Genomic DNA, 17,929 nt, shown 5'->3' with positions numbered 1-17,929 from the left:
CGATTTCAGCCCCGTGATGCAACGGGGCAACGGTAATCTTGCCGGATCACAAAACGGCAAATCCGGCGCAAATAGGCCTGATATGTCTTGAATGTGCCGCTATCTTCCGTCATCTGGCCGTTAACGGTCCGATCGGGCTTGGGGACTATACAAGAGCGATGATGATCAAACACTTTCTGACGATATGCGCTGCCGCAACAGTCGCTGCGGCGGGAACCTCGCTCGCTCAGGCTCAGAGCTATCCGATTCAGCAGGTGCCGGGCTATGGCGCACCCGCCGAATATCGGCCCGGTGACCGTGTGCCGAATTTCGATGCGCTCGACGAAGACGACGACGCGATGCCGCATGCGTCGCTGCCGCCGCCCGGTCCGGCCGACGATCCGCGCTACGGCCGTCCGATGGGCGCGCCTCCGGTCTATTCGGCCGCCCCGCCGCAAGGCCCAGTGATGTCGCCGGATGATCCGCGTTATGGGCGCCCGGCTGGCGCCCCGCCGGCCTATTCGGCAGCGCCGCCCCAGGGCCCCGTGATGTCGCCCGACGATCCCCGCTACGGCCGGCCCGCCGGTCCGCCGGCTGTGATCTACGCCGATCGTCCGCCCCAGCAGGCTCCTGCCAATGATGGCCTGCGTCCGCCGGAAGCTGTCGGCGGTCCCGCCGCGACCGGGACGGTCCAGGCCGGGCAGCCGCCCGTGGGAACGGATGGCCGCCCAGTGACCTTGGCCGCGCTGCCGCCCGAGGAGCAGCCCGATGCTGCGCCGGTGCAGCTGCCGCCGAACCTGCGCCGTCAGGAGGTCGCGTTCCAGACCAAGGAGCCGGCCGGCACGCTCGTGGTCGATACGCCCAACACCTACCTCTATTACGTGCTCGGAGGCGGCCGTGCGATCCGCTACGGCGTCCGCGTCGGCCGCGACGGCTTCACCTGGACCGGCGTGCAGAAGATCACCCGCAAGGCGGAGTGGCCGGATTGGCATCCGCCGACCGAGATGATCGAGCGCCAGCCCTATCTGCCGCGCTTCATGGCCGGCGGCCCGGGCAATCCGCTCGGCGCCCGCGCGATGTATCTCGGTTCGACTGTCTATCGCATCCACGGCACCAACCAGCCCTCGACCATCGGCAAGTTCGTCTCCTCCGGCTGCATCGGCATGCTGAACGAGGACGTCTCCGACCTGTTCGATCGCGTCAAGGTTGGCACCCGCGTCGTAGTGCTGCCGGGCGGCCCGCCGCCGGGAACGGCGACGGCCTCCGCCGCGCCGACGCAGAGCGCCGCCGCGCCGGCTCCGATGTCCGCCCAGGCGGGCCCGGTCCCGGGGACGCAGCCCACCGTTGTGCCGCCGCTGCCCGCGCCGGTCACCGTGCGCTGAGCGCCTCAACATCAATGAGTTTGCGAAGGGCGTGCCGTTGGCACGCCCTTTTCGTTTCAGGCCAGCTTCCGCGGCAGCTCGCCGCCTCTGGTGAAGGCGTCGATCGCCTCGACCATCTGGCCGTAATGGATGCGCAAGCCATCCGTGGTCGCGTAGCCCAGATGCGGCGTCAGCACGACATTGTCGAGCTTGCGGAAGGGATGGTCGACCGGCAGCGGCTCGACCGAGAACACGTCTAGGCCTGCACCCGCGATCTTGCGCTGCTGCAAGGCTTCCAGCAGCGCCTGCTCGTCCACGATCGGCCCGCGCGCGGTGTTGATCAGGAAGGCCGTCGGCTTCATCCGCGCAAGATCCGCGCGGCTCACCAGGCCACGCGAGCGCTCGCTCAAGACCACGTGGATGGTGACGATGTCGGCTTTGGCGAACAGCTCCTCCTTGGTGGCGCAGCCGACGCCAACAGAAGCGCACTTCTCGGGCGTCAGGTTCGGGCTCCAGGCGATCACGTTCATGCCGAACGCTTTCGCGATCCCAGCCATCTTGCTGCCGAGCTTGCCGAGCCCGACGATGCCGAGCGTCAGGCCGTCGATCTCGACGCCGGCAAATGTCTGCCAGGGCTCGCCGGCATGCATGCGTGCATTCTCGCGGCCGATGCCGCGGGTCAATTCCAGGATCAGGCCCATGGCGAGCGGCGCCGTCGGATCGCGGGAATATTGCGTGCCGCCGATGGCGATGCCGCGCGCTTTCGCGGCCTCGATGTCGATGGCGGCGTTGCGCATGCCCGACGTCAGCAGCAGCTTCAGCTTCGGCAGACGATCGAACAGGCTGTTGGGAAACGCCGTGCGCTCGCGCATCGCGCAGATGATCTCGAAGTCGGCGAGCGCACTGGCTGCCGCCTGCTCGGAGGCGAAGGGATGGCTGAACACGGTGACGTCGATGCGGTCTGACAGTTTCGGCCAGTCGGCGACGTCGAGGGCGAGATTGAAATAGTCGTCGAGGATTGCGCAGCGCAGCCGGCTCATCAGCGTTCATCCATGGCGAGAGGTGAGGGGCGCCGGGCGGGCGCCGTCGTCGGGAACCTGGCCATGGTTGCGCGCAATCGCGCCAGCGCGCAAGCAGCCTGCGTCTTCAAAAATCCGATAGAAGGTCGCTCAGAGGTCGCGGGGCTTCAAGCGGAACGGCGCATCCATGCCGTGCTTGGCGCGCCAGGCGGGGCCGGGGCCGCGCATGTAGTGCAGCTCGGGCCGGTAGGGATTGAAGGCGGTGGCGAAGAAGCGCTTCCAGAAGGCCTTGATCTCCGAGGCGAAGCCGGAGACGCGCCCGGCTCCCGCCGGAACGGGCAGAGAATTGGTCTCGATCAGAGCCATGATGCGGCCTCGCTGTGCTCCCCGTTCGTTCTGAGCGGGTGGCGCTGTTTCCGCGCGAAACCGAGCTTTGGCCTGCTTTATTAAAAAATGGTTTCAATTGTCTGGATCGGTGGCCAGATGGTGTCGGCTCCGTATTCAACCGTGGTGAACGGACGGAAAACGTTGCCCTTTGGGGGCGGGATCGCTACATCGGCGGCGAAGCAAATTTCCTCAAATCGAAGGTTTCACGGGACCGATGGCGCGCCAGTTCATCTATTTCATGCAGGGCCTGACCAAGAGCTACCCGACCCGGAAGGTGCTCGATAATATCCATCTGAGCTTCTACCCGGATGCCAAGATCGGCGTGCTCGGCGTCAACGGCTCGGGCAAGTCGACCCTGCTCAGGATCATGGCCGGCCTCGACAAGGAATATACCGGCGAGGCCTGGGTCGCCGAGGGTGCCCGCGTCGGCTATCTCGAGCAGGAGCCGCAGCTCGATCCCAAGCTGACCGTGCGCGAGAACGTGATGCAGGGTGTCGCCAAGCAGAAGGCGATCCTCGACCGTTACAACGAGCTCGCGGTCAACTATTCGGACGAGACCGCCGACGAGATGACCAAGCTGCAGGACGAGATCGAGGCCCAGGGCCTGTGGGATCTCGACAGCAAGGTCGACCAGGCCATGGACGCGCTGCGCTGCCCCCCCGACGATGCCGACGTGACAAAACTCTCGGGCGGCGAGCGCCGCCGCGTCGCGCTGTGCCGCCTGCTGCTTGACCAGCCCGAACTCTTGCTGCTGGACGAACCGACCAACCATCTCGACGCTGAATCCGTGTCGTGGCTGGAAGGTCACCTGCGTAACTATCCCGGCGCGATCCTGATCGTCACCCACGACCGCTACTTCCTCGACAACGTCACGGGCTGGATCCTCGAGCTCGATCGCGGCCGCGGCATTCCCTACGAGGGCAATTACTCGTCCTGGCTGGTGCAGAAGCAGAAGCGTCTGGAGCAGGAGGGGCGCGAGGATGCCGCGCACCAGAAGACGCTCGCGCGCGAGCAGGAATGGGTCGCGTCCTCGCCCAAGGCTCGCCAAGCCAAGTCGAAGGCGCGCTATCAGCGCTATGAGGAGCTGCTCAAGAAGGCGAGCGAGAAGCAGACCCAGACCGCGCAGATCATCATCCCGGTGGCCGAGCGGCTCGGCGCCAACGTGGTCGATTTCGAGGGGCTCAGCAAAGGCTTTGGCGATCGTCTCCTGATCGACAATCTCACCTTCAAGCTGCCGCCCGGCGGCATCGTCGGCGTGATCGGTCCCAACGGTGCCGGCAAAACCACGCTGTTCAGGATGATCACCGGCCAGGAGAAGCCGGACTCCGGCACGATCACGGTCGGCGAGACCGTGCATCTCGGCTATGTCGACCAGTCGCGCGACGCGCTCGACGGCAAGAAGACGGTGTGGGAGGAGATCTCCGGCGGTAACGAATTGATCCTGCTCGGCAAGAAGGAAGTGAACTCGCGCGGCTATTGCTCGGCGTTCAACTTCAAGGGCGCCGACCAGCAGAAGAAGGTCGGCGCGCTCTCGGGCGGTGAACGCAACCGCGTGCATCTGGCGAAAATGCTGAAGTCCGGCGCCAACGTCCTGCTGCTTGACGAACCGACCAACGACCTCGACGTCGACACGCTGCGCGCGCTCGAGGAGGCGCTGGAGGACTTTGCCGGTTGCGCCGTCATCATCAGCCATGATCGCTGGTTCCTCGACCGCATCGCGACCCACATCCTCGCCTTCGAGGGCGAGAGCCACGTCGAATGGTTCGAAGGCAACTTCCAGGACTACGAGAAGGACAAGATGCGCCGGCTCGGCCAGGACAGCATCATCCCGCACCGCGTGAAGTACAAGAAGCTGACGCGGTGATGCCTGCATGACGCGGCGGACGCTTATCGCTGCGGTAATTGTCATCGCCTGCGGTTGGACGTCCGCCCACGCCGCCGACGCTGCCTTCACGCAGTTCATCGCCTCGCTGTGGCCGGAAGCTCAACAGGCGGGCGTCTCGCGTGAGACGTTCGAGCGGGAGACGCGCGGGCTCGAACCCGATTACAAGCTGCCCGACCTGATCCTGCCGGGACGGCCTGCGACTGGCGCGCCGTCGCAGGCCGAGTTCGTGCAAGTGCCGGCGGACTACGTCAAGGAAGCCTCGATCGCGCGGCTGGCGGGCGAGGGGCAGCGGCTGCTGCAGAAATACCGCACGGCGCTGACCGAGATCGAGAAGAGCTCCGGCGTGCCTGCCACCGTCATGCTCGCGATCTGGGGCCGTGAGACCGACTATGGTCGCTACGCGCTGCCCTACGATCTCGTCCGCGTGCTCGCGACGCAGGCCTATGTCGGGCGGCGCAAGGATCAGTACCGCAACGAGTTCATCCTCGCGCTGAAGATCCTCGGCGAAGGCGTCGTGACGCGCAAGGACATGCGCTCGTCCTGGGCGGGTGCCACCGGGCTGACGCAATTCCTGCCGTCCGAATATTACAAGCATGGCGTCGATTTCGACGGTGATGGCCGCATCGATATCTGGCACTCCGTGCCGGATGCGCTGGCCTCGGCTGCCCAGCAGCTCGTCAACAAAGGCTGGCAGGGCGGGCTGCGCTGGGCCTACGAGGTGCAGGCGCCGGCGAAGGTCGATTGCACGACGGGCGTGCCGGAGGTGACGAAGCCGATCGGGCAATGGCTGCGCGAGGGTTTTGTCCCGGTGCGCGGCCAAAAGCTCAGCGCCGCCGAGCAGGCACAGCCGGCCTCGCTGCTACAGCCCGAAGGCATCTACGGCCCATCGTTCCTGACCACGAAGAACTACTTCGTCATCAAGGAATACAATTTCTCCGATCTCTATGTGCTGTTCGTCGGCCATCTCAGCGACCGCATGACGAGCCCGCTGCCGTTCGCAACCCCCTGGTCGGCCTCGAAGCAGTTGCGCACCAAGGACGTCGAGACCATGCAGCGAGCGCTGACGCGCATCGGACTTTACAAGGACAAGATCGACGGCAAGGCCGGCATGCAGACGCGCGCCGCGCTGGGCGCCTATCAGAAGTCGGCGGGCATCAAGGTCGATTGCTGGCCGAGTGAAGAGGTGCTGCGCTCGATCCAGGCTGCGCGCTAGAGCATGATCCGGAAAAGTGTGAAGCGGTTTTCCGAAAAGATCATGCTCAAACAAAGACCTAAAGCGCGATGACGATTCGTCCAAATCTCATCGCGCTTTAGTATGTCGCCAAAGAAAAAGCCCGGCCGATGGTCTCGACCGGGCACTTGATTGCGGCGCACATGCGCCAAGGCGATCAGATCAGTAGCAGACGCGAACCGGGCGGATGACCCAGCCGTAGCCGTCCCAATAGCGCTCGCGGCGCCAGTAGCAGGGCGCAGGCGGCGGGGGCTCCGCAACGTAGACGGGGCCGCCATAGGCGGGACGGCTCGAGGCGATGGCGCCGCCGACGATGGCGCCGCCGATCAGGCCGGCCGCGATGCCGGCGCCGACGCCGTTATCAGCCTTGGCAGGCGGGGTTGCGGTCACCAGCGAACCGGCGACCGTTGCAACCGTCAGGGCGGCAACTAAAGTCTTGTTCATGCTCTTGGCTCTCCTGGGAGATGGGTCCTCCTATAAGAGGCGCCCGGGTTTCAAAGGTTCACGCACACTCTGATGGAATCGGCCTTGCAGCTAGGAAGCGCGCAAATGGTCAATCCACGGTAAACGCACACGGAGCTGTGACGAGAAAAAGCGGTCTTTTTCAGGCCCTGAGATGAACGGCGCATCCGTAGTCAACCGGTTTGGCGCGCCTCAGCCGCAGACTCGGACGCGACGGACGCGCCAGGCATAACCATCCCAGAATCGCTGCTTCTGCCAGACACAGCCGCCGTAATAGTCGTCGGCAACGTAACCTGGACCGGGGGCGTAGTAGCGCGGCGGGTAGTAGCCCGGCTCATAGTAGCCATAGCCGGGTCCGTAATAATACGGAGATGCCAGCGCGCCGCCGACAATGGCGCCGCCGATGATCCCGGCCGCCACGCCTGCGGCGACACCGCGCTGGGCATGGGCCGGCGTTCCGGCCGTCAGGACCAGGGTGGAAACGGCGGCGACCGCCAGGAGCGACTTCTTCATTGTTGACCTTTCAGACGAACACGCGGGAACCCTTTGGGTCGCAAGGTTCCACATTTCGCTAGAATGATCAATGAACGGCACCTTTGCCAGAGACGACCCATTGGTATGGGTCCCAGCCTCACCCGGAGACGATGATGGGCAACGCGATGGTCAATGCTTTGATTGCGGCCGGAATCGTTTTTGCGATCGGCTACGGCTGGATCGCACATCTCCAGAACCGCGCGCGGCGTTCCCGCGCTACTGCTGGCAGCGACGGAAGCGGCGGGGACAGCTATTCCGGGACGAGTGACGGCTTCTCGCTGGGAAGCTGGTTCTCCGGCGGTAGTTCGGGGAGCTCTAGCGAGGACGGCAGCTGTTCGAGCAACGATAGCGGCAGCAGTAGCGGGGGCGATTGCGGAGGCGGTGGCGACGGCGGAGGGGGCGGCGACTAGTCCGGCCACAACCTTGATCCAGCGCAACGGCTTGTTTTAGAGCCGTTCTAGGCTTTGATCAGGCCAGTTTGGAATAGCTTCAAATATCGGTTTTTCCTTTTGCATCCGGCGGGCCTGTTAAATATCGATGATGGCGCATCACCGAAAGGGCCTGCCGCTTCCATGATCGTTTGTTCCTGTAACGTGCTGAGCGATGACGACATCCGCGCTGCCGTCGCCGAGTCCGACGATGCCGTGCGTCACGCCAAGCAGGTCTATGGATGTCTTGGCTGTAGTGCTGAATGCGGTCGCTGTGCCCGGACCATCAAGTCCATCATCGACGAAGCGCTCGGCCCCTGTGCCAAGTCCTGCTGCGCCGGCTGTCCCCACAGCCACACCGTGGCGGCCAATGACGAGACGGCCGAACCAGCCCAGTTCGCCCTCGCTGCCTGCTAAAAACTTCCGCAAGGTCGGCTGAGCTTTTCCCCGGCTGCGTCTGAGTGGCCGGTTGCCCTCGCCTGCAAACTGACTTAGAAGCGTTCTAAGTTCGGTTAGGACCGATTTGGACTGCAAGAGCTGGAGTGAACCATGCAGGCCGACCCAAAAGTCATCGACTATCTCAACAAGGCGCTGCGTCACGAGCTGACTGCGATCAACCAGTATTGGCTGCACTACCGCTTTCTCGACAATTGGGGTCTGCTGGACATGGCCAAGGTCTGGCGCAAGGAGTCCATCGAGGAGATGGAGCATGCCGACAAGCTCACGGCGCGCATCTTGTTCCTCGACGGCTTCCCGAACATGCAGGTGCTCGACCCCCTGCGCATCGGCCAGAACGTCAAGGAGATCATCGAGTGCGATCTCGCCGCCGAGATGAGCGCGCGGGCGCTCTATCAGGAAGCGGCGACCTACTGCCACAGCGTCAAGGACTATGTCACACGCGACCTGTTCGAGAAGCTGATGAGCGACGAGGAGCACCACATCGACTTCCTCGAAACCCAGCTCGATCTGATCGGCCGCATCGGCCTCGAGCTCTATACCCAGAAGCATGTCGGCGGGCTCGAGGGCGACGGGCACTAAGCTTTAAGGTTCCGCTCTCTCCATTCGTCATGCCCGGGCTTGTCCCGCCTGCGCGGCCGAAGCCGCTTCTGCGAGGCGAAGGCCCGGCCATCGACGGTATGGCCGCATGACGGTTCGTTTTCGGAACAGCGCCCCAGCTACAGTTGCGTCTTGTAGAGCTCTTCCACGGCCTCCTGGCTCGCCGGCTCGCCGAGGCCGGTCTGCTCGTGAACGACCGTGACGATGCTCGGCATCACCGAGCGCGGCACCTTCTCCGACGACCACAGCTTCGAGCGCATCAGCGCCTTGCCGCAATGGAAATAGACCTCGCTGACCGCGACATTCAGCACCGCGCGCGGCGGCTTGCCGAATTCCACCATCGAGGCGAGCAGATCCGGGTCGGCCGACAGCGTGCCGCGTCCGCCGACGCGCAGCGTCTCGTCGATGCCCGGCACGAAGAACAGCAAATGCACGAAGCCTGAGCCTTCGACCACGTTGCGGAAACTGTCGATGCGGTTGTTGCCGGAGCGGTCGGGCATCAGCAGCTGGTTGGGGCCGCCGACGCGGACGAAGCCGATGCCGCCGCCGCGCGGCGAAGCGTCGACGCTGCCGTCCGCTCCCGATGTCGCGAGCACGCAGAACGGCGACATCTCGATGAATTTCTTCGCATGCGCATCGATCGCGGGCCGTGCCTTCGCGATCACGCGCGGGCTCGGCTTGGCATAGATGGTGGCGAGGTCTTCGGCGCTAAGATCGGTCAAGCGTGCCTCCGCTTCAAGCTTGGCTCCAAGCTACCCGATCGGGCCATCTCCAGCCAATGGAATTCATCAAGACGCGCTACACTGCATCCGCGGGCACGAAGCAGCTGATGATGATGGCGCCGCGGTGGTGGACGTACCACACCACGGCTTGGCCGACCGGATTGCCCTGGTCGCGGATGATGGCGCGTTCGGGCACCTCCATCCATTGTCCCTCGATCGGCACCCAATAGGCGCCATTGCGCACGTCGTATTCGGTGCGACGGCCGTCGGAGATGTCGCAGCAGGGCACGCCGTTCGGCGCGATCACGCTCTTGAACCAGGCGCGGATGTCGGGCGGGACGTGATCGTATTGCCCGTTGTCGAATGCGAACGCGGCGCTCGTCAGCGCCGTCGTCGCAATCAGCCAAACGCACAGTGCGAGCCTTCGCATGCGATCCTCCGCCGCATTCCGATTCGTATCGTTGATGCGATTAAGCCCGAGCTGTCGGCGCATTGCATGCTCAAATAATATGCGCGCGAGAGGCGCGGCGCATGATGCGTTGCGGCATGATCTTCACTATGGCATCTCGATCGACGCGAGCAGCGATTTTGGCGCGACATTGCGCCAAGCCATCTCGAGCGCGCTTCGCAGTGTTACCTGATCGACTTTCGCCAGCTTCACATTCGTGCTGCCGTTCTTGCCCCAGGCGCCGGGCACGGGCCGAAACATCGCCGGCTCCGCATCGATAATCATGGCCTGCTGGTCCGGCGTCAGCTTCACCATACCCCATGTGTCATCGGGATAGCCTATCGTCGCGAACACGCGCTTGCCGACGCGGAAGTCGGCATGGCCGTGATGCGCGCCCTCGATAACACCGGGAAGCGCGAGTGCAGCCTTACGAAAACGGGCTTTCGACATATCGTCTTGCTGCTGCTACTACATCGTCCGCTGCGGCGCGGTCTGTAGCAATTGCCTGACCTGCTCGCTGTAGAACTTAGCATTGCCGGTGGTGCCGTGGCCGCGCGTCTCGGTGCTCGCCGGGATCAAATAAAGGCGGCCGTTCTTGACCCGCTTCATCGCGGCGTCCGTGAGGCCGGTCTCGGGCGGATTGCGCTCGTCGTCGGCGGAATTGATCAGCAGCAACGAGGCCTCGATCGCCTCCAGCTTCTCGCTCGCATTGTAGTCGTGCGAGGCTTCCCATTGATAGACGAAGTCGTTGGCGTCCGCCGTGATCGGCGTCGCCAGCCGGTCGTCGACGATCTTGTCGGCCTTCGCCGCGGTCGGCGCCTGCGATTGATAGGCGAGCGTCCCGCCGATGCTGGCGATGCCGTAGGCCGTGATGGCGTATTTCATCATGCGCGGCTGGCTGGTGTAATTGCCGCCATTGTAGTCGGGATCGTTGCGGATGGTGTCGAGCATGATCCGCCGCATCATCCAATTGCGCGAGGCCATCTCGGTCGGCTGCGAGGCCATCGGGATCAGCACGTCCATCGCCTTCGGATATTTCTCGCCCCACAGCCAGGTGTGCATGCCGCCCATCGAATTGCCGATCACGAGCCGCAGATGCTTGACGCCGAGGCCTTCCGTCACCAGGCGATATTGCGCCTCGACCATGTCCTCGTAATTGTATTTCGGAAAGCTCGTCTTCATGCCGTCGGAGGGCTTCGACGATTTGCCGTGGCCGATATTGTCGGGAATGATGATGTAATATTTGGCGGCGTCGAGCGGCTGCCCCGGGCCGAACAGCTCGCCGGCAAAGGCTGGCGACAGCATGCTCGCGCCCGACCCACCCGTCCCGTGCAGCACCAGCACCGGCTGGCCCGAGGGTTCGCCGACCGTGGTGTAGTGCAGCTTCAGTTCCGGCATGGTCTCGCCGGTGTGGAACTTGAAATCCCGGGCGATCCAGTCGCCCTGCTTGGGGGTGGGGTAGTCGGCAGCCATCGCCGACATCGAAAACGACAGCAGGACGGCCGACAGCGCCGTGCAAAACAGCTTCATGTTTTCCTCCCCATTGCGGCTCGTCGTTAGCGGCCACGTTGGGGCGGAACTTAGCAGAAGTATGGGGAAGGTTGTAGGATTTCGCCTCGGCCGATCGTCTTTATGGAAATTCGGGAGAGACCGCATGTGCCGCAACATCAAGACGCTGTTCAATTTCGAGCCGCCGGCGACGGAGGATGAGATCCACGCCAGTGCGCTGCAATTCGTGCGAAAGCTGTCCGGTTTCAACAAGCCGTCGCAGGTCAACGAGGCGGCGTTCGAGCGTGCGGTGGTCGAGGTCTCCGAGGCGGCGCGAAAACTCCTGATCTCGCTGCATACAAACGCGCCGGCGCGCGACCGCGAGGTTGAGGCGGAAAAGGCGAAAGAACGTTCGCGACTGCGCTTCGGTACGTGAGCCTCAGCGTGCTCCGTGATCTGGCTCACGGTATCTGCTGCCTCGGCTTGCGATGGTGGCGGCCGGGGTTTTGATCGCCCGGAGCACGACATGAGCCGCCCCCTTCTTCCCTTGAAAGCAGGTGCCATCGTCTTCACGCTGCTATGGACCGCGTGGATGATGTGGTGGAGCGGCTCGTTCTCGAGCGCGAACGTGGTCATCCTCGCCCTGTGCGGCGCGGCGGTCGGCTATCTCTGGTATCGCGCCATGCGCTGGCAATTCGAGCGCATGGGCATGCTGCCGCGGCGCGAGGATCGGCCCGACTAGACTCGTCGGCTAAGCCTTGCCGTGCTTCTTCTTCTTCTTCTTTTTCTTGGGATCATCGCCGTCATCGTTCTCGTCACCGGCGATTGCCGCGTCGGTCTCCTGGACGGCGGCCTCGAGCGCTTCGCGCTCAGCGGCTTCGCGCTCGCGCTGGCGGCGGCGTTCGTCCCAGGCGTCGAAGAGCTGGTCGAGCCACGGCAGCACCTGCTCGATTGACGGCAATTGGCCGGGCGGACCCGGCTCGCCGCGCGGGCCTTGCGGCCCCTGCGGTCCGGCAGGTCCGGGCGCGCCAGCTGGCCCACGCGGACCGGCTTCGCCCTGCTTACCTTGCGGACCGGGCTTGCCGGGCGGTCCGGCCTTTCCGACCGGGCCCGGCTTGCCCTGCGGCCCGGGCTTGCCGCGTGCGCCATCGGGGCCGCGCCGGCCCGGATGACCCTGTGGCCCCGGCCGTCCCGGCTCGCCTTGCCGCCCGCGAGGCCCCTGAGGCCCCGGCCGTCGTCCCTGGTCGTCTGCCACGCCATTGCTCCCTTTCACCTGGAGCAAGCTACTTAGCGGCGTTTGACGACAGCAGCAATTCTGCCCGCGCATCGTGCCAGGCTTGATCAACATCAATCGGCGGCGTGAGCGGCCGTGTCATCGATCGCGCAGCCATAGTCCTTGCGAGGAGCGAGCGATGCGCGCAGCGTGGACGACCTTCTGCCTGTTCGCCGTCATTCTCGTGGCCTCGCTCGGCCTCGATCACCTGCTGGTGCCCGACATCGTCCCGGTCGCATTCGCCGAGGAGCCGCAACCGTCATGGGCTGTCATGACGGCCTTCTTCCTCCGCGCCGTCGAACTGATTGCCGGCTCGGTCGCGATGATCGCGCTTGCGGTCATCGTCGGCGGACTGATCCAGCGGCGCGTTCTCGCGCGCTAGTCTTGATAGGCAGGCACGTCGATGCCGGAGGCGGCGTAGAGCCTGATCTTGTTGCGCAGGGTGCGCACCGACAGGCCGAGCACGCGCGATGCGCGCGTGCGGTTGCCGTCGCAGCGCGCCAGCGTCTGGAGCACGAGCTCACGCTCGACCTCGTCGACGGTGGCGCCGATCAGAAGCGGAACGATCTGGTTCGGGGCAAGCAATTGTGCGTCCGGCTCGGACGCGGCGACATGAACAGTGGTCATCAACACACCTCCCGATCAACGCCCGCTTCCATCGTCGGAAGCGGATCGAGAACCAACGACCCCCAAGCCGTAGGTCTACGGTGGTCGGGTTTGGTTAATGAAGGGTTAATTGGGGGTGCTGCACCAGATTGATCTTGAGAATGCCCAGATGCCGCCGCGATTGGCGGGAGGCTCCCTCTCACACCGTGCGATAGCCGCCGTCCACCATCACGATGGTTCCGGTGACATAGGCCGACAGATCGGAGGCGAGGAACACCGCGGGGCCGACGATGTCCTCGGGCTTGCCGGTGCGCGCCAGCGGGGTGTGATCGATGAAGGCCTGCACCAGCGCCGGATTGGTCGCGCGCACATTGGCGTTGATGTTGGTCTCGATGAAGCCGGGGCCGATCGCGTTGACGCGCACGCCTTCCTTGCCGAGCTCGACCGCGAGCGCCTTGGTGAAGCCGAGCACGCCGTGTTTCGAGGTGGTGTAGGCCGCCGAGCTCGGCGTGCGCAGATGCACGAAGGACTGGATCGAGCCGATATTGACGATGCGGCCTTTGCTCGCACGCAAGGGCGCCAGGAACGCCTGCGTCATGTTGAAGACGCCGTTGAGGTTGAGCGAGATGATGTCGTTCCAGTCCTTCGCCACCGTCTCGGTCTCCGCGGTGAAGGCGTTGCGGCGGGTGATGCCGGCATTGTTGACCAGGATCGAGACCTGCCCGATCTTGTCCGCGATTTGCTTGGCGAGCGCAAAGCAATCCTCGCGTCTGGTGACGTCGAGCGCAAAGCTCTCGGCCCTGCCGCCCGATGCTCGGATCTCCTGCGCCGCCTCCTTAACCGTCTCGGCGTTGACGTCGAGCAGCACGACCTGCGCGCCCTCCCGCGCATAGCCGGCGGCGATCGCCCGGCCGATCCCCGAGCCGGCGCCGGTGACGACGGCGATGTGGTTTGCGAGCAACGCCATGGCATATCCTCCCGTTTTCGTTTCGAAGTTTCACGAAAAGCTAACGCGAAATTAAGGGGTCGGAAACGGCGGCCTTGGCATACTGATCCTGATTGCTAAACGTTGCGCGCATGATGGAACGGCTCGAAACCTGGAAACTCGCTCTGGAACGGCTGCGGTCGGCGCATGCGCCGGATTGGGCCGAGGCCGGCCGGCTGGTCGCCGAGATCGCGCGGATGAGCGGCGACGTCACGCTGCGCCAGGCCGCCGAGCAGGCGCTGCCGGTGCTGCGCCAGGCCGTCGACAATGACGATCACAGCGTGACGCTGGCGGCCCAACGCCGTCTCGGCGTGGTGCTCGAGGTCGTGCACGATCTGACCGCGCCACGCTTCGGCCGCCGCAACGCCGCGCCGAAGCAGCTCTCCAGCGAGGATCGCGCCCGCAAGATGCTCGGCCTGCCGCTCGCGGTGCAGCTCACCTGCGAGGACATCAACCAGGCCTATCGCCGCGCGGCCAAGGGCATGCATCCCGACCAGGGCGGCAGCGCGCAAGCCTTCATCGACCTCGCCGCTGCGCGCGACGTCCTGATCCATCCCGGCGCGCACAAGGACGCTTGAGCGTTTCAGGCCTTCGAAAAGCAAATCGGGCAAGGACGCTGGCGTCCTTGCCCGGCTCTTCGTCCGCCGATCGAACTGTTACCAAGTGCAGCTACCGCTCTTGAGCGCGGCATCCTTCATCGCGAGGGCGTCGATGAAGGTTGGCACGGTGGCGCTGGCGCGATGATAGCCGGCCGGCCACGGCGTGGTCGGGATGCTCTCGTCCCAGATCTGGCAGAAGCCGGTGTCCTGCCAGCGGATCAGATGATAGCTGGCTTCGGCAGGGCTCGCTGCGACGAACGCGGTGACGGCAAGACCGGCGGCAGCGCACAGCATGGAAATACGACGCATGATCAGCTCCTCAAATGAATGATGTGATGCGCCTCCCGACAATGACGGGGAGGGGTGGTGCGGGACGCGCTTGGCATGCGCCCCGGACAAGATGTGAGTAGCTCCACCCGCCGCCGAGGTTCAAAGAAAGTGCGCGGGGACGTGCGCGATTTCGGCGGGGAAACGCTTCAGGGCAGCGCAAAGCAAAAGGGCGGATCGCCCGCGCGACCCGCCCTTCAAACGCTGTTCTCGCGTCCGGCTCAGAGCGTGCACTTCCGCTCGGCGCGCATCTTGATCTGCAGGTCCGAGGCCTGCTGGAAGGTCGGGAGCGGCTTGCTGACGACCTTGTAGGTCGAGACACCGAACTGGAACGGTTTGACCTGCAGGTCCTCGTTCCAGACCTGGCAGATGCCGGTGTTGTCCCAGCGGATCACGTAATAGCCGACCTTCGCGGAGGCGGGCACGGCGAACACGGAAGAGGTGATGCCGGCAACGGCACAGAGCGCGAGAAGGCGACGCATGAAGTATCTCCTTGTGGACATGGGATCAGAAAAATTCGTGCGGTAAAAGCCGGTCCTTTGCAAGCGGGTGAGCCGCCATTCACGGACATGTCAGCCGTGCCCCAGGCATTTGGTTGGACCGCGTGCCCGGCAGGCCACAGGCAGCTTGCTCGGCCTCTTACTTGGCGAGCGAGGCGACCGCCTCGATCTCGATCAGCATCTTCGGATCGGGCAGCGCCTGCACCACGCACGTGGTGCGCGCCGGGTAGGGCGGCGGGCCGAAGGCGCCGGCATAGAGTGCGTTCATGGCGGCGACGTCCGAGGCGCGGGTCAGCAGCACGTTGACCTTGACGAGATCGTGCATGCCCGCGCCGACCTCGCCCAGCACGCGCTTGATGTTGACGACGACGTTGGCGAACTGCGCCTCGAAGCCATCGGGCAGCGCGCCGGTCGCATCGAAGCCGGGAATGCCGGAGACGAACAGGAGGTCACTGATGCGCGTCGCAAAGGACAGCGGCGGCGCCTTGACGTGCGGCGGGGGCGCGAAATGCTGGATCGGCATGGGATCACCTCAGGTATGGTCGCGGAAGGGGTGAGCGTAGCGGCTGGCTGAGGCTGCTCAAAACAAAAAGTGCGAAAACAACCCCATGCACAGTAGGGATGGTGCGGAAATCGTTGGGATTTTTCGAATTCGGAATTACGAAATAATCCGTTTGGTTCGTCGGGCAAAACAGGGGTAAGTATGGCATGATGGCGATGGTCGGTCGTTCGCTGCACCAAATTCCGTCGTCATGCCCGGGCTTGTCCCGGGCATCCACGTTCTTCATGCCGAGGGGAAGGCGTGGATGGCCGGGACAGGCCCGGCCATGACGTTGTGGAGGCTTTAAAACGCCCCAACGCTCAGGTCATGTGCGGTTGTCTCGCGCCCCATCATGTTGCCGCCGCGATCGATCGGATAGATTCGCTGCGTCTGATTCGATCCCTCCCTTGAGCCCCCGGAGACCCCCATGAAGCTCGCATCCACCCTCCGCGCCGCGTGCCTCGCCATTGCCGCCCTGGCTGGCCTCTCGACGACCGCGCAGGCCGACAGCGGCTTCGTGACGCTGACGATCTACAAGGCCGGCTGGATCATTGGCGGCTCGGGCGGCTCGGGCGTGCTCAACTTCCGCGGCCGCACTTACGCCCTCTCCACCGGCGGCCTCGACTACGGCCTCGTGTTCGGGGGCTCCAAGACCGTGCTGCGCGGCCGCGTCTCCAACATCAACCGTCCTTCGGACGTCGCTGGCGTCTACGGTGCCGCCGGCGCGGGCCTCGCGGTCGGCTCCGGCGCCCGCGCCATCGTGCTGACCAACCAGAAGGGCGCGGTGCTGGAGCTGACGGGAACGCAGGTGGGGTTGATGGCGAATGCGGACTTGAGCGGGCTTGCGATCACGATGCGGTAGGGGCAGGTCGCGTAGGGCGGGCAAAGGCGCACAGGCGCCGTGCCCACCATCAGTATCAGCATAATAGCGAATTGGTTGGTGGGCACGCTTCCGCCTTCGCTCTTCGAGCTACGGCGGACAAGTCGCTTTGCCCACCTTACGAAGTTCGAGCGACGGCGGACGAGCCGCGGCCGCGCGACGTCGGGCCGCAACTTGCGGATTGCCGGTCGCGCAATAGGATGGGTGCAAACTGCATTGCAGGAGCCCACCATGGCCATCAACACAGACAAGATTGACGACGCGGCGCTGGCCTTGCTCTATCTCACCCTGCACGACGGCTATCGGGCCTGGAAAGGTTTCGACTGGGATGTGCTCGGCCGCCTTCACGACAAGGGCATGATTCACGATCCCGTCGGCAAGGTGAAGTCGGTGGTGTTCACGGAAGAAGGACTCGAACGCGCGAAGACGCTGTTCGAGGAATTGTTCGAGGAATGACGTCGTGCGTCATCGCGTAGGGTGGGTTAGCCGTTCACGAGCGCGGTCGAACATCACGGAGCAGCGCGAGGCGTAACCCACCCTACGCAGCTGCGCACGAAATATCGGCAGTGGCGTGCCCCGGACGCAGTGCAGCGCGCCGCCGCTTGCGGCGTGATGCGCTGCAGAGCCGGGGCCCATGACGAACGCGTACCGGAGCTTCTCGCGTCCCGGGTCTGCGCTACGCTTGCCCGGGACACGAGAGCAGATCCGAGAGCGGCCGTTCAGCGTGTGCGGCTAATCCACGCCGCAAGCTCGCGCCACGGCTCCAGCGCCCAACTCCCCGACGCCGCGCCTGAGGGCGACGGCAGCACGAAGATCTCCGGCAGGCTTTGATCGCGCACCTGCCGCCCCAGCGCAATCGCAGCCGACGGCCTGCCGTAAAACAGGCTCGCCGCCTTCTTGCTCGTGAACGCAATCGTCCGCGGCCGATACTTGTCCATCTTCGCCCGAAAGCCCGGCACGTCGATCGTCTCCGCCGCGATCTGGCGGTCCATCCCGGCGCCGGTCTTGCAGAGATCGGTGAAGCCGATCCCGAGCGCGATCAGCGAAGCGAACTCGCCCGGCTGATAGCGTCGCGGTGTGATCCCGGCCTCATGGAGCGCGCGCCAGAACCGGTTGCCGGGATGGGCGTAATAGTGCCCAAGCTCGGCCGAACGCGTCGAGGCGGCGGTGCCGACGAAGACGAGGCGGAGGTTGGGAAGGAGGAGGTCGGGGAGGCGG

At 64.6% G+C, this 17,929-nt stretch carries 27 protein-coding genes; 12 read left to right on the top strand and 15 right to left on the bottom strand.

All coding sequences use genetic code 11. From position 1 onward, the window contains the following. The first annotated feature begins 161 nt into the window (after positions 1-161). On the top strand, positions 162-1,361 hold the full coding sequence (locus HZZ13_RS32185) for a L,D-transpeptidase (protein WP_197963510.1): 1,200 nt from the start codon (positions 162-164) through the stop codon (positions 1,359-1,361). A gap of 56 nt (positions 1,362-1,417) precedes the next feature. Here the strand turns inward: HZZ13_RS32185 and HZZ13_RS32180 are convergent, their stop codons facing one another. Continuing rightward, entirely contained in the window at positions 1,418-2,380 is a 963-nt protein-coding gene (locus HZZ13_RS32180; RefSeq protein ID WP_197963469.1) for a D-2-hydroxyacid dehydrogenase family protein, read from the bottom strand. A 129-nt stretch (positions 2,381-2,509) separates the two neighbouring features. Next, complete coding sequence (locus HZZ13_RS32175) at positions 2,510-2,725, bottom strand: hypothetical protein (RefSeq protein WP_197963468.1); 216 nt, start codon at positions 2,723-2,725, stop codon at positions 2,510-2,512. A gap of 235 nt (positions 2,726-2,960) precedes the next feature. Here HZZ13_RS32175 and ettA point away from each other — a divergent pair, with 235 nt between their 5' ends. After that, positions 2,961-4,610: an energy-dependent translational throttle protein EttA gene (ettA, locus tag HZZ13_RS32170; protein WP_197963467.1), complete on the top strand. Its 1,650-nt coding sequence runs from the start codon at positions 2,961-2,963 to the stop codon at positions 4,608-4,610. Between the two features lie 7 nt (positions 4,611-4,617). After that, entirely contained in the window at positions 4,618-5,844 is a 1,227-nt protein-coding gene (locus HZZ13_RS32165; protein WP_197963466.1) for a lytic murein transglycosylase, read from the top strand. Positions 5,845-6,024: 180 nt separating this feature from the next. On the opposite strand, the gene HZZ13_RS32160 is transcribed toward HZZ13_RS32165, so the two are convergent. Both HZZ13_RS32160 and HZZ13_RS32155 read right to left on the bottom strand, forming a co-directional pair. Continuing rightward, on the bottom strand, positions 6,025-6,306 hold the full coding sequence (locus HZZ13_RS32160) for a hypothetical protein (protein WP_197963465.1): 282 nt from the start codon (positions 6,304-6,306) through the stop codon (positions 6,025-6,027). Positions 6,307-6,516: 210 nt separating this feature from the next. Further along, on the bottom strand, positions 6,517-6,837 hold the full coding sequence (locus HZZ13_RS32155; protein WP_197963464.1) for a hypothetical protein: 321 nt from the start codon (positions 6,835-6,837) through the stop codon (positions 6,517-6,519). Positions 6,838-6,971: 134 nt separating this feature from the next. On the opposite strand from HZZ13_RS32155, the gene HZZ13_RS37030 reads away from it, so the two are divergent. The 3 genes from HZZ13_RS37030 to bfr all read left to right on the top strand — a co-directional run bounded on the left by HZZ13_RS37030 (position 6,972) and on the right by bfr (position 8,324). After that, on the top strand, positions 6,972-7,268 hold the full coding sequence (locus tag HZZ13_RS37030; protein WP_246504645.1) for a hypothetical protein: 297 nt from the start codon (positions 6,972-6,974) through the stop codon (positions 7,266-7,268). A 162-nt stretch (positions 7,269-7,430) separates the two neighbouring features. Then, positions 7,431-7,703, top strand: coding sequence for a (2Fe-2S)-binding protein (locus HZZ13_RS32150; protein ID WP_197963509.1), 273 nt, complete (start codon positions 7,431-7,433; stop codon positions 7,701-7,703). 132 nt (positions 7,704-7,835) lie between these two features. After that, positions 7,836-8,324 (top strand): bacterioferritin, encoded by a 489-nt coding sequence (bfr, locus tag HZZ13_RS32145; protein WP_197963463.1) that lies wholly within the window; start codon positions 7,836-7,838, stop codon positions 8,322-8,324. Positions 8,325-8,461: 137 nt separating this feature from the next. On the opposite strand, the gene HZZ13_RS32140 is transcribed toward bfr, so the two are convergent. The 4 genes from HZZ13_RS32140 to HZZ13_RS32125 all read right to left on the bottom strand — a co-directional run bounded on the left by HZZ13_RS32140 (position 8,462) and on the right by HZZ13_RS32125 (position 11,042). Further along, positions 8,462-9,064 carry an MSMEG_1061 family FMN-dependent PPOX-type flavoprotein gene (locus tag HZZ13_RS32140; protein ID WP_197963462.1) on the bottom strand — a complete coding sequence of 201 codons (603 nt, stop codon included), beginning with the start codon at positions 9,062-9,064 and terminating at the stop codon, positions 8,462-8,464. Positions 9,065-9,140: 76 nt separating this feature from the next. Further along, entirely contained in the window at positions 9,141-9,494 is a 354-nt protein-coding gene (locus HZZ13_RS32135; RefSeq protein WP_197963461.1) for a hypothetical protein, read from the bottom strand. A 126-nt stretch (positions 9,495-9,620) separates the two neighbouring features. Continuing rightward, complete coding sequence (locus HZZ13_RS32130) at positions 9,621-9,962, bottom strand: MmcQ/YjbR family DNA-binding protein (RefSeq protein ID WP_197963460.1); 342 nt, start codon at positions 9,960-9,962, stop codon at positions 9,621-9,623. An 18-nt stretch (positions 9,963-9,980) separates the two neighbouring features. Next, the gene (locus HZZ13_RS32125; RefSeq protein WP_197963459.1) at positions 9,981-11,042 is read right to left on the bottom strand and encodes an alpha/beta fold hydrolase; all 1,062 of its coding nucleotides are present in this window, start codon (positions 11,040-11,042) and stop codon (positions 9,981-9,983) included. Positions 11,043-11,166: 124 nt separating this feature from the next. On the opposite strand from HZZ13_RS32125, the gene HZZ13_RS32120 reads away from it, so the two are divergent. Beyond that, complete coding sequence (locus tag HZZ13_RS32120; protein WP_197963458.1) at positions 11,167-11,436, top strand: DUF2277 domain-containing protein; 270 nt, start codon at positions 11,167-11,169, stop codon at positions 11,434-11,436. 90 nt (positions 11,437-11,526) lie between these two features. Then, complete coding sequence (locus HZZ13_RS32115) at positions 11,527-11,742, top strand: hypothetical protein (RefSeq protein WP_197963457.1); 216 nt, start codon at positions 11,527-11,529, stop codon at positions 11,740-11,742. Positions 11,743-11,751: 9 nt separating this feature from the next. On the opposite strand, the gene HZZ13_RS32110 is transcribed toward HZZ13_RS32115, so the two are convergent. Continuing rightward, positions 11,752-12,255, bottom strand: coding sequence for a collagen-like triple helix repeat-containing protein (locus HZZ13_RS32110; RefSeq protein ID WP_197963456.1), 504 nt, complete (start codon positions 12,253-12,255; stop codon positions 11,752-11,754). Positions 12,256-12,412: 157 nt separating this feature from the next. On the opposite strand from HZZ13_RS32110, the gene HZZ13_RS32105 reads away from it, so the two are divergent. Then, positions 12,413-12,655 (top strand): hypothetical protein, encoded by a 243-nt coding sequence (locus HZZ13_RS32105; RefSeq protein ID WP_197963455.1) that lies wholly within the window; start codon positions 12,413-12,415, stop codon positions 12,653-12,655. Here the strand turns inward: HZZ13_RS32105 and HZZ13_RS32100 are convergent. Together HZZ13_RS32100 and HZZ13_RS32095 are read right to left on the bottom strand one after the other, a co-directional pair. Beyond that, positions 12,652-12,900 (bottom strand): helix-turn-helix domain-containing protein, encoded by a 249-nt coding sequence (locus HZZ13_RS32100; protein WP_197963454.1) that lies wholly within the window; start codon positions 12,898-12,900, stop codon positions 12,652-12,654. The genes HZZ13_RS32105 and HZZ13_RS32100 overlap by 4 nt on opposite strands. A 178-nt stretch (positions 12,901-13,078) precedes the next feature. After that, on the bottom strand, positions 13,079-13,846 hold the full coding sequence (locus tag HZZ13_RS32095; RefSeq protein ID WP_197963453.1) for an SDR family NAD(P)-dependent oxidoreductase: 768 nt from the start codon (positions 13,844-13,846) through the stop codon (positions 13,079-13,081). A 110-nt stretch (positions 13,847-13,956) separates the two neighbouring features. Here HZZ13_RS32095 and HZZ13_RS32090 point away from each other — a divergent pair, with 110 nt between their 5' ends. Then, complete coding sequence (locus tag HZZ13_RS32090) at positions 13,957-14,442, top strand: J domain-containing protein (protein ID WP_197963452.1); 486 nt, start codon at positions 13,957-13,959, stop codon at positions 14,440-14,442. A gap of 78 nt (positions 14,443-14,520) precedes the next feature. On the opposite strand, the gene HZZ13_RS32085 is transcribed toward HZZ13_RS32090, so the two are convergent. From HZZ13_RS32085 to HZZ13_RS32075, 3 genes are all read right to left on the bottom strand, one after another. Next, the gene (locus HZZ13_RS32085) at positions 14,521-14,772 is read right to left on the bottom strand and encodes a hypothetical protein (RefSeq protein ID WP_197963451.1); all 252 of its coding nucleotides are present in this window, start codon (positions 14,770-14,772) and stop codon (positions 14,521-14,523) included. A gap of 239 nt (positions 14,773-15,011) precedes the next feature. Further along, positions 15,012-15,272 (bottom strand): hypothetical protein, encoded by a 261-nt coding sequence (locus HZZ13_RS32080; RefSeq protein ID WP_197963450.1) that lies wholly within the window; start codon positions 15,270-15,272, stop codon positions 15,012-15,014. Between the two features lie 157 nt (positions 15,273-15,429). Then, positions 15,430-15,813, bottom strand: coding sequence for a RidA family protein (locus HZZ13_RS32075; RefSeq protein ID WP_197963449.1), 384 nt, complete (start codon positions 15,811-15,813; stop codon positions 15,430-15,432). 445 nt (positions 15,814-16,258) lie between these two features. Here HZZ13_RS32075 and HZZ13_RS32070 point away from each other — a divergent pair, with 445 nt between their 5' ends. Next, entirely contained in the window at positions 16,259-16,693 is a 435-nt protein-coding gene (locus tag HZZ13_RS32070) for a hypothetical protein (protein WP_197963448.1), read from the top strand. A 249-nt stretch (positions 16,694-16,942) separates the two neighbouring features. Continuing rightward, a complete protein-coding gene (locus HZZ13_RS32065) occupies positions 16,943-17,167 on the top strand; it encodes a DUF6429 family protein (protein WP_197963447.1) in 225 nt (74 codons plus the stop codon). 263 nt (positions 17,168-17,430) lie between these two features. On the opposite strand, the gene HZZ13_RS32060 is transcribed toward HZZ13_RS32065, so the two are convergent. Beyond that, a partial coding sequence (locus HZZ13_RS32060) for a mismatch-specific DNA-glycosylase (RefSeq protein ID WP_197963446.1) occupies positions 17,431-17,929 on the bottom strand: 499 nt, incomplete at its 5' end.

Origin of the sequence: Bradyrhizobium agreste (assembly GCF_016031625.1) — a bacterium.
In the GTDB taxonomy this organism is placed as follows: domain Bacteria; phylum Pseudomonadota; class Alphaproteobacteria; order Rhizobiales; family Xanthobacteraceae; genus Bradyrhizobium; species Bradyrhizobium agreste.
This window is presented reverse-complemented; position numbering and strand designations above follow the sequence as displayed.

Excerpts from the sequence above, each read along its gene's own strand:
- HZZ13_RS32185 (WP_197963510.1), top strand. The coding sequence starts at position 162 with ATGATCAAACACTTTCTGACGATATGCGCTGCCGCAACAGTCGCTGCG.
- HZZ13_RS32180 (WP_197963469.1), bottom strand. The coding sequence starts at position 2,380 with ATGAGCCGGCTGCGCTGCGCAATCCTCGACGACTATTTCAATCTCGCC.
- HZZ13_RS32175 (WP_197963468.1), bottom strand. The coding sequence starts at position 2,725 with ATGGCTCTGATCGAGACCAATTCTCTGCCCGTTCCGGCGGGAGCCGGG.
- ettA (WP_197963467.1), top strand. The coding sequence starts at position 2,961 with ATGGCGCGCCAGTTCATCTATTTCATGCAGGGCCTGACCAAGAGCTAC.
- HZZ13_RS32165 (WP_197963466.1), top strand. The coding sequence starts at position 4,618 with ATGACGCGGCGGACGCTTATCGCTGCGGTAATTGTCATCGCCTGCGGT.
- HZZ13_RS32160 (WP_197963465.1), bottom strand. The coding sequence starts at position 6,306 with ATGAACAAGACTTTAGTTGCCGCCCTGACGGTTGCAACGGTCGCCGGT.
- HZZ13_RS32155 (WP_197963464.1), bottom strand. The coding sequence starts at position 6,837 with ATGAAGAAGTCGCTCCTGGCGGTCGCCGCCGTTTCCACCCTGGTCCTG.
- HZZ13_RS37030 (WP_246504645.1), top strand. The coding sequence starts at position 6,972 with ATGGGCAACGCGATGGTCAATGCTTTGATTGCGGCCGGAATCGTTTTT.
- HZZ13_RS32150 (WP_197963509.1), top strand. The coding sequence starts at position 7,431 with ATGATCGTTTGTTCCTGTAACGTGCTGAGCGATGACGACATCCGCGCT.
- bfr (WP_197963463.1), top strand. The coding sequence starts at position 7,836 with ATGCAGGCCGACCCAAAAGTCATCGACTATCTCAACAAGGCGCTGCGT.
- HZZ13_RS32135 (WP_197963461.1), bottom strand. The coding sequence starts at position 9,494 with ATGCGAAGGCTCGCACTGTGCGTTTGGCTGATTGCGACGACGGCGCTG.
- HZZ13_RS32130 (WP_197963460.1), bottom strand. The coding sequence starts at position 9,962 with ATGTCGAAAGCCCGTTTTCGTAAGGCTGCACTCGCGCTTCCCGGTGTT.
- HZZ13_RS32125 (WP_197963459.1), bottom strand. The coding sequence starts at position 11,042 with ATGAAGCTGTTTTGCACGGCGCTGTCGGCCGTCCTGCTGTCGTTTTCG.
- HZZ13_RS32120 (WP_197963458.1), top strand. The coding sequence starts at position 11,167 with ATGTGCCGCAACATCAAGACGCTGTTCAATTTCGAGCCGCCGGCGACG.
- HZZ13_RS32115 (WP_197963457.1), top strand. The coding sequence starts at position 11,527 with ATGAGCCGCCCCCTTCTTCCCTTGAAAGCAGGTGCCATCGTCTTCACG.
- HZZ13_RS32105 (WP_197963455.1), top strand. The coding sequence starts at position 12,413 with ATGCGCGCAGCGTGGACGACCTTCTGCCTGTTCGCCGTCATTCTCGTG.
- HZZ13_RS32100 (WP_197963454.1), bottom strand. The coding sequence starts at position 12,900 with ATGACCACTGTTCATGTCGCCGCGTCCGAGCCGGACGCACAATTGCTT.
- HZZ13_RS32095 (WP_197963453.1), bottom strand. The coding sequence starts at position 13,846 with ATGGCGTTGCTCGCAAACCACATCGCCGTCGTCACCGGCGCCGGCTCG.
- HZZ13_RS32090 (WP_197963452.1), top strand. The coding sequence starts at position 13,957 with ATGATGGAACGGCTCGAAACCTGGAAACTCGCTCTGGAACGGCTGCGG.
- HZZ13_RS32085 (WP_197963451.1), bottom strand. The coding sequence starts at position 14,772 with ATGCGTCGTATTTCCATGCTGTGCGCTGCCGCCGGTCTTGCCGTCACC.
- HZZ13_RS32080 (WP_197963450.1), bottom strand. The coding sequence starts at position 15,272 with ATGCGTCGCCTTCTCGCGCTCTGTGCCGTTGCCGGCATCACCTCTTCC.
- HZZ13_RS32075 (WP_197963449.1), bottom strand. The coding sequence starts at position 15,813 with ATGCCGATCCAGCATTTCGCGCCCCCGCCGCACGTCAAGGCGCCGCCG.
- HZZ13_RS32070 (WP_197963448.1), top strand. The coding sequence starts at position 16,259 with ATGAAGCTCGCATCCACCCTCCGCGCCGCGTGCCTCGCCATTGCCGCC.
- HZZ13_RS32065 (WP_197963447.1), top strand. The coding sequence starts at position 16,943 with ATGGCCATCAACACAGACAAGATTGACGACGCGGCGCTGGCCTTGCTC.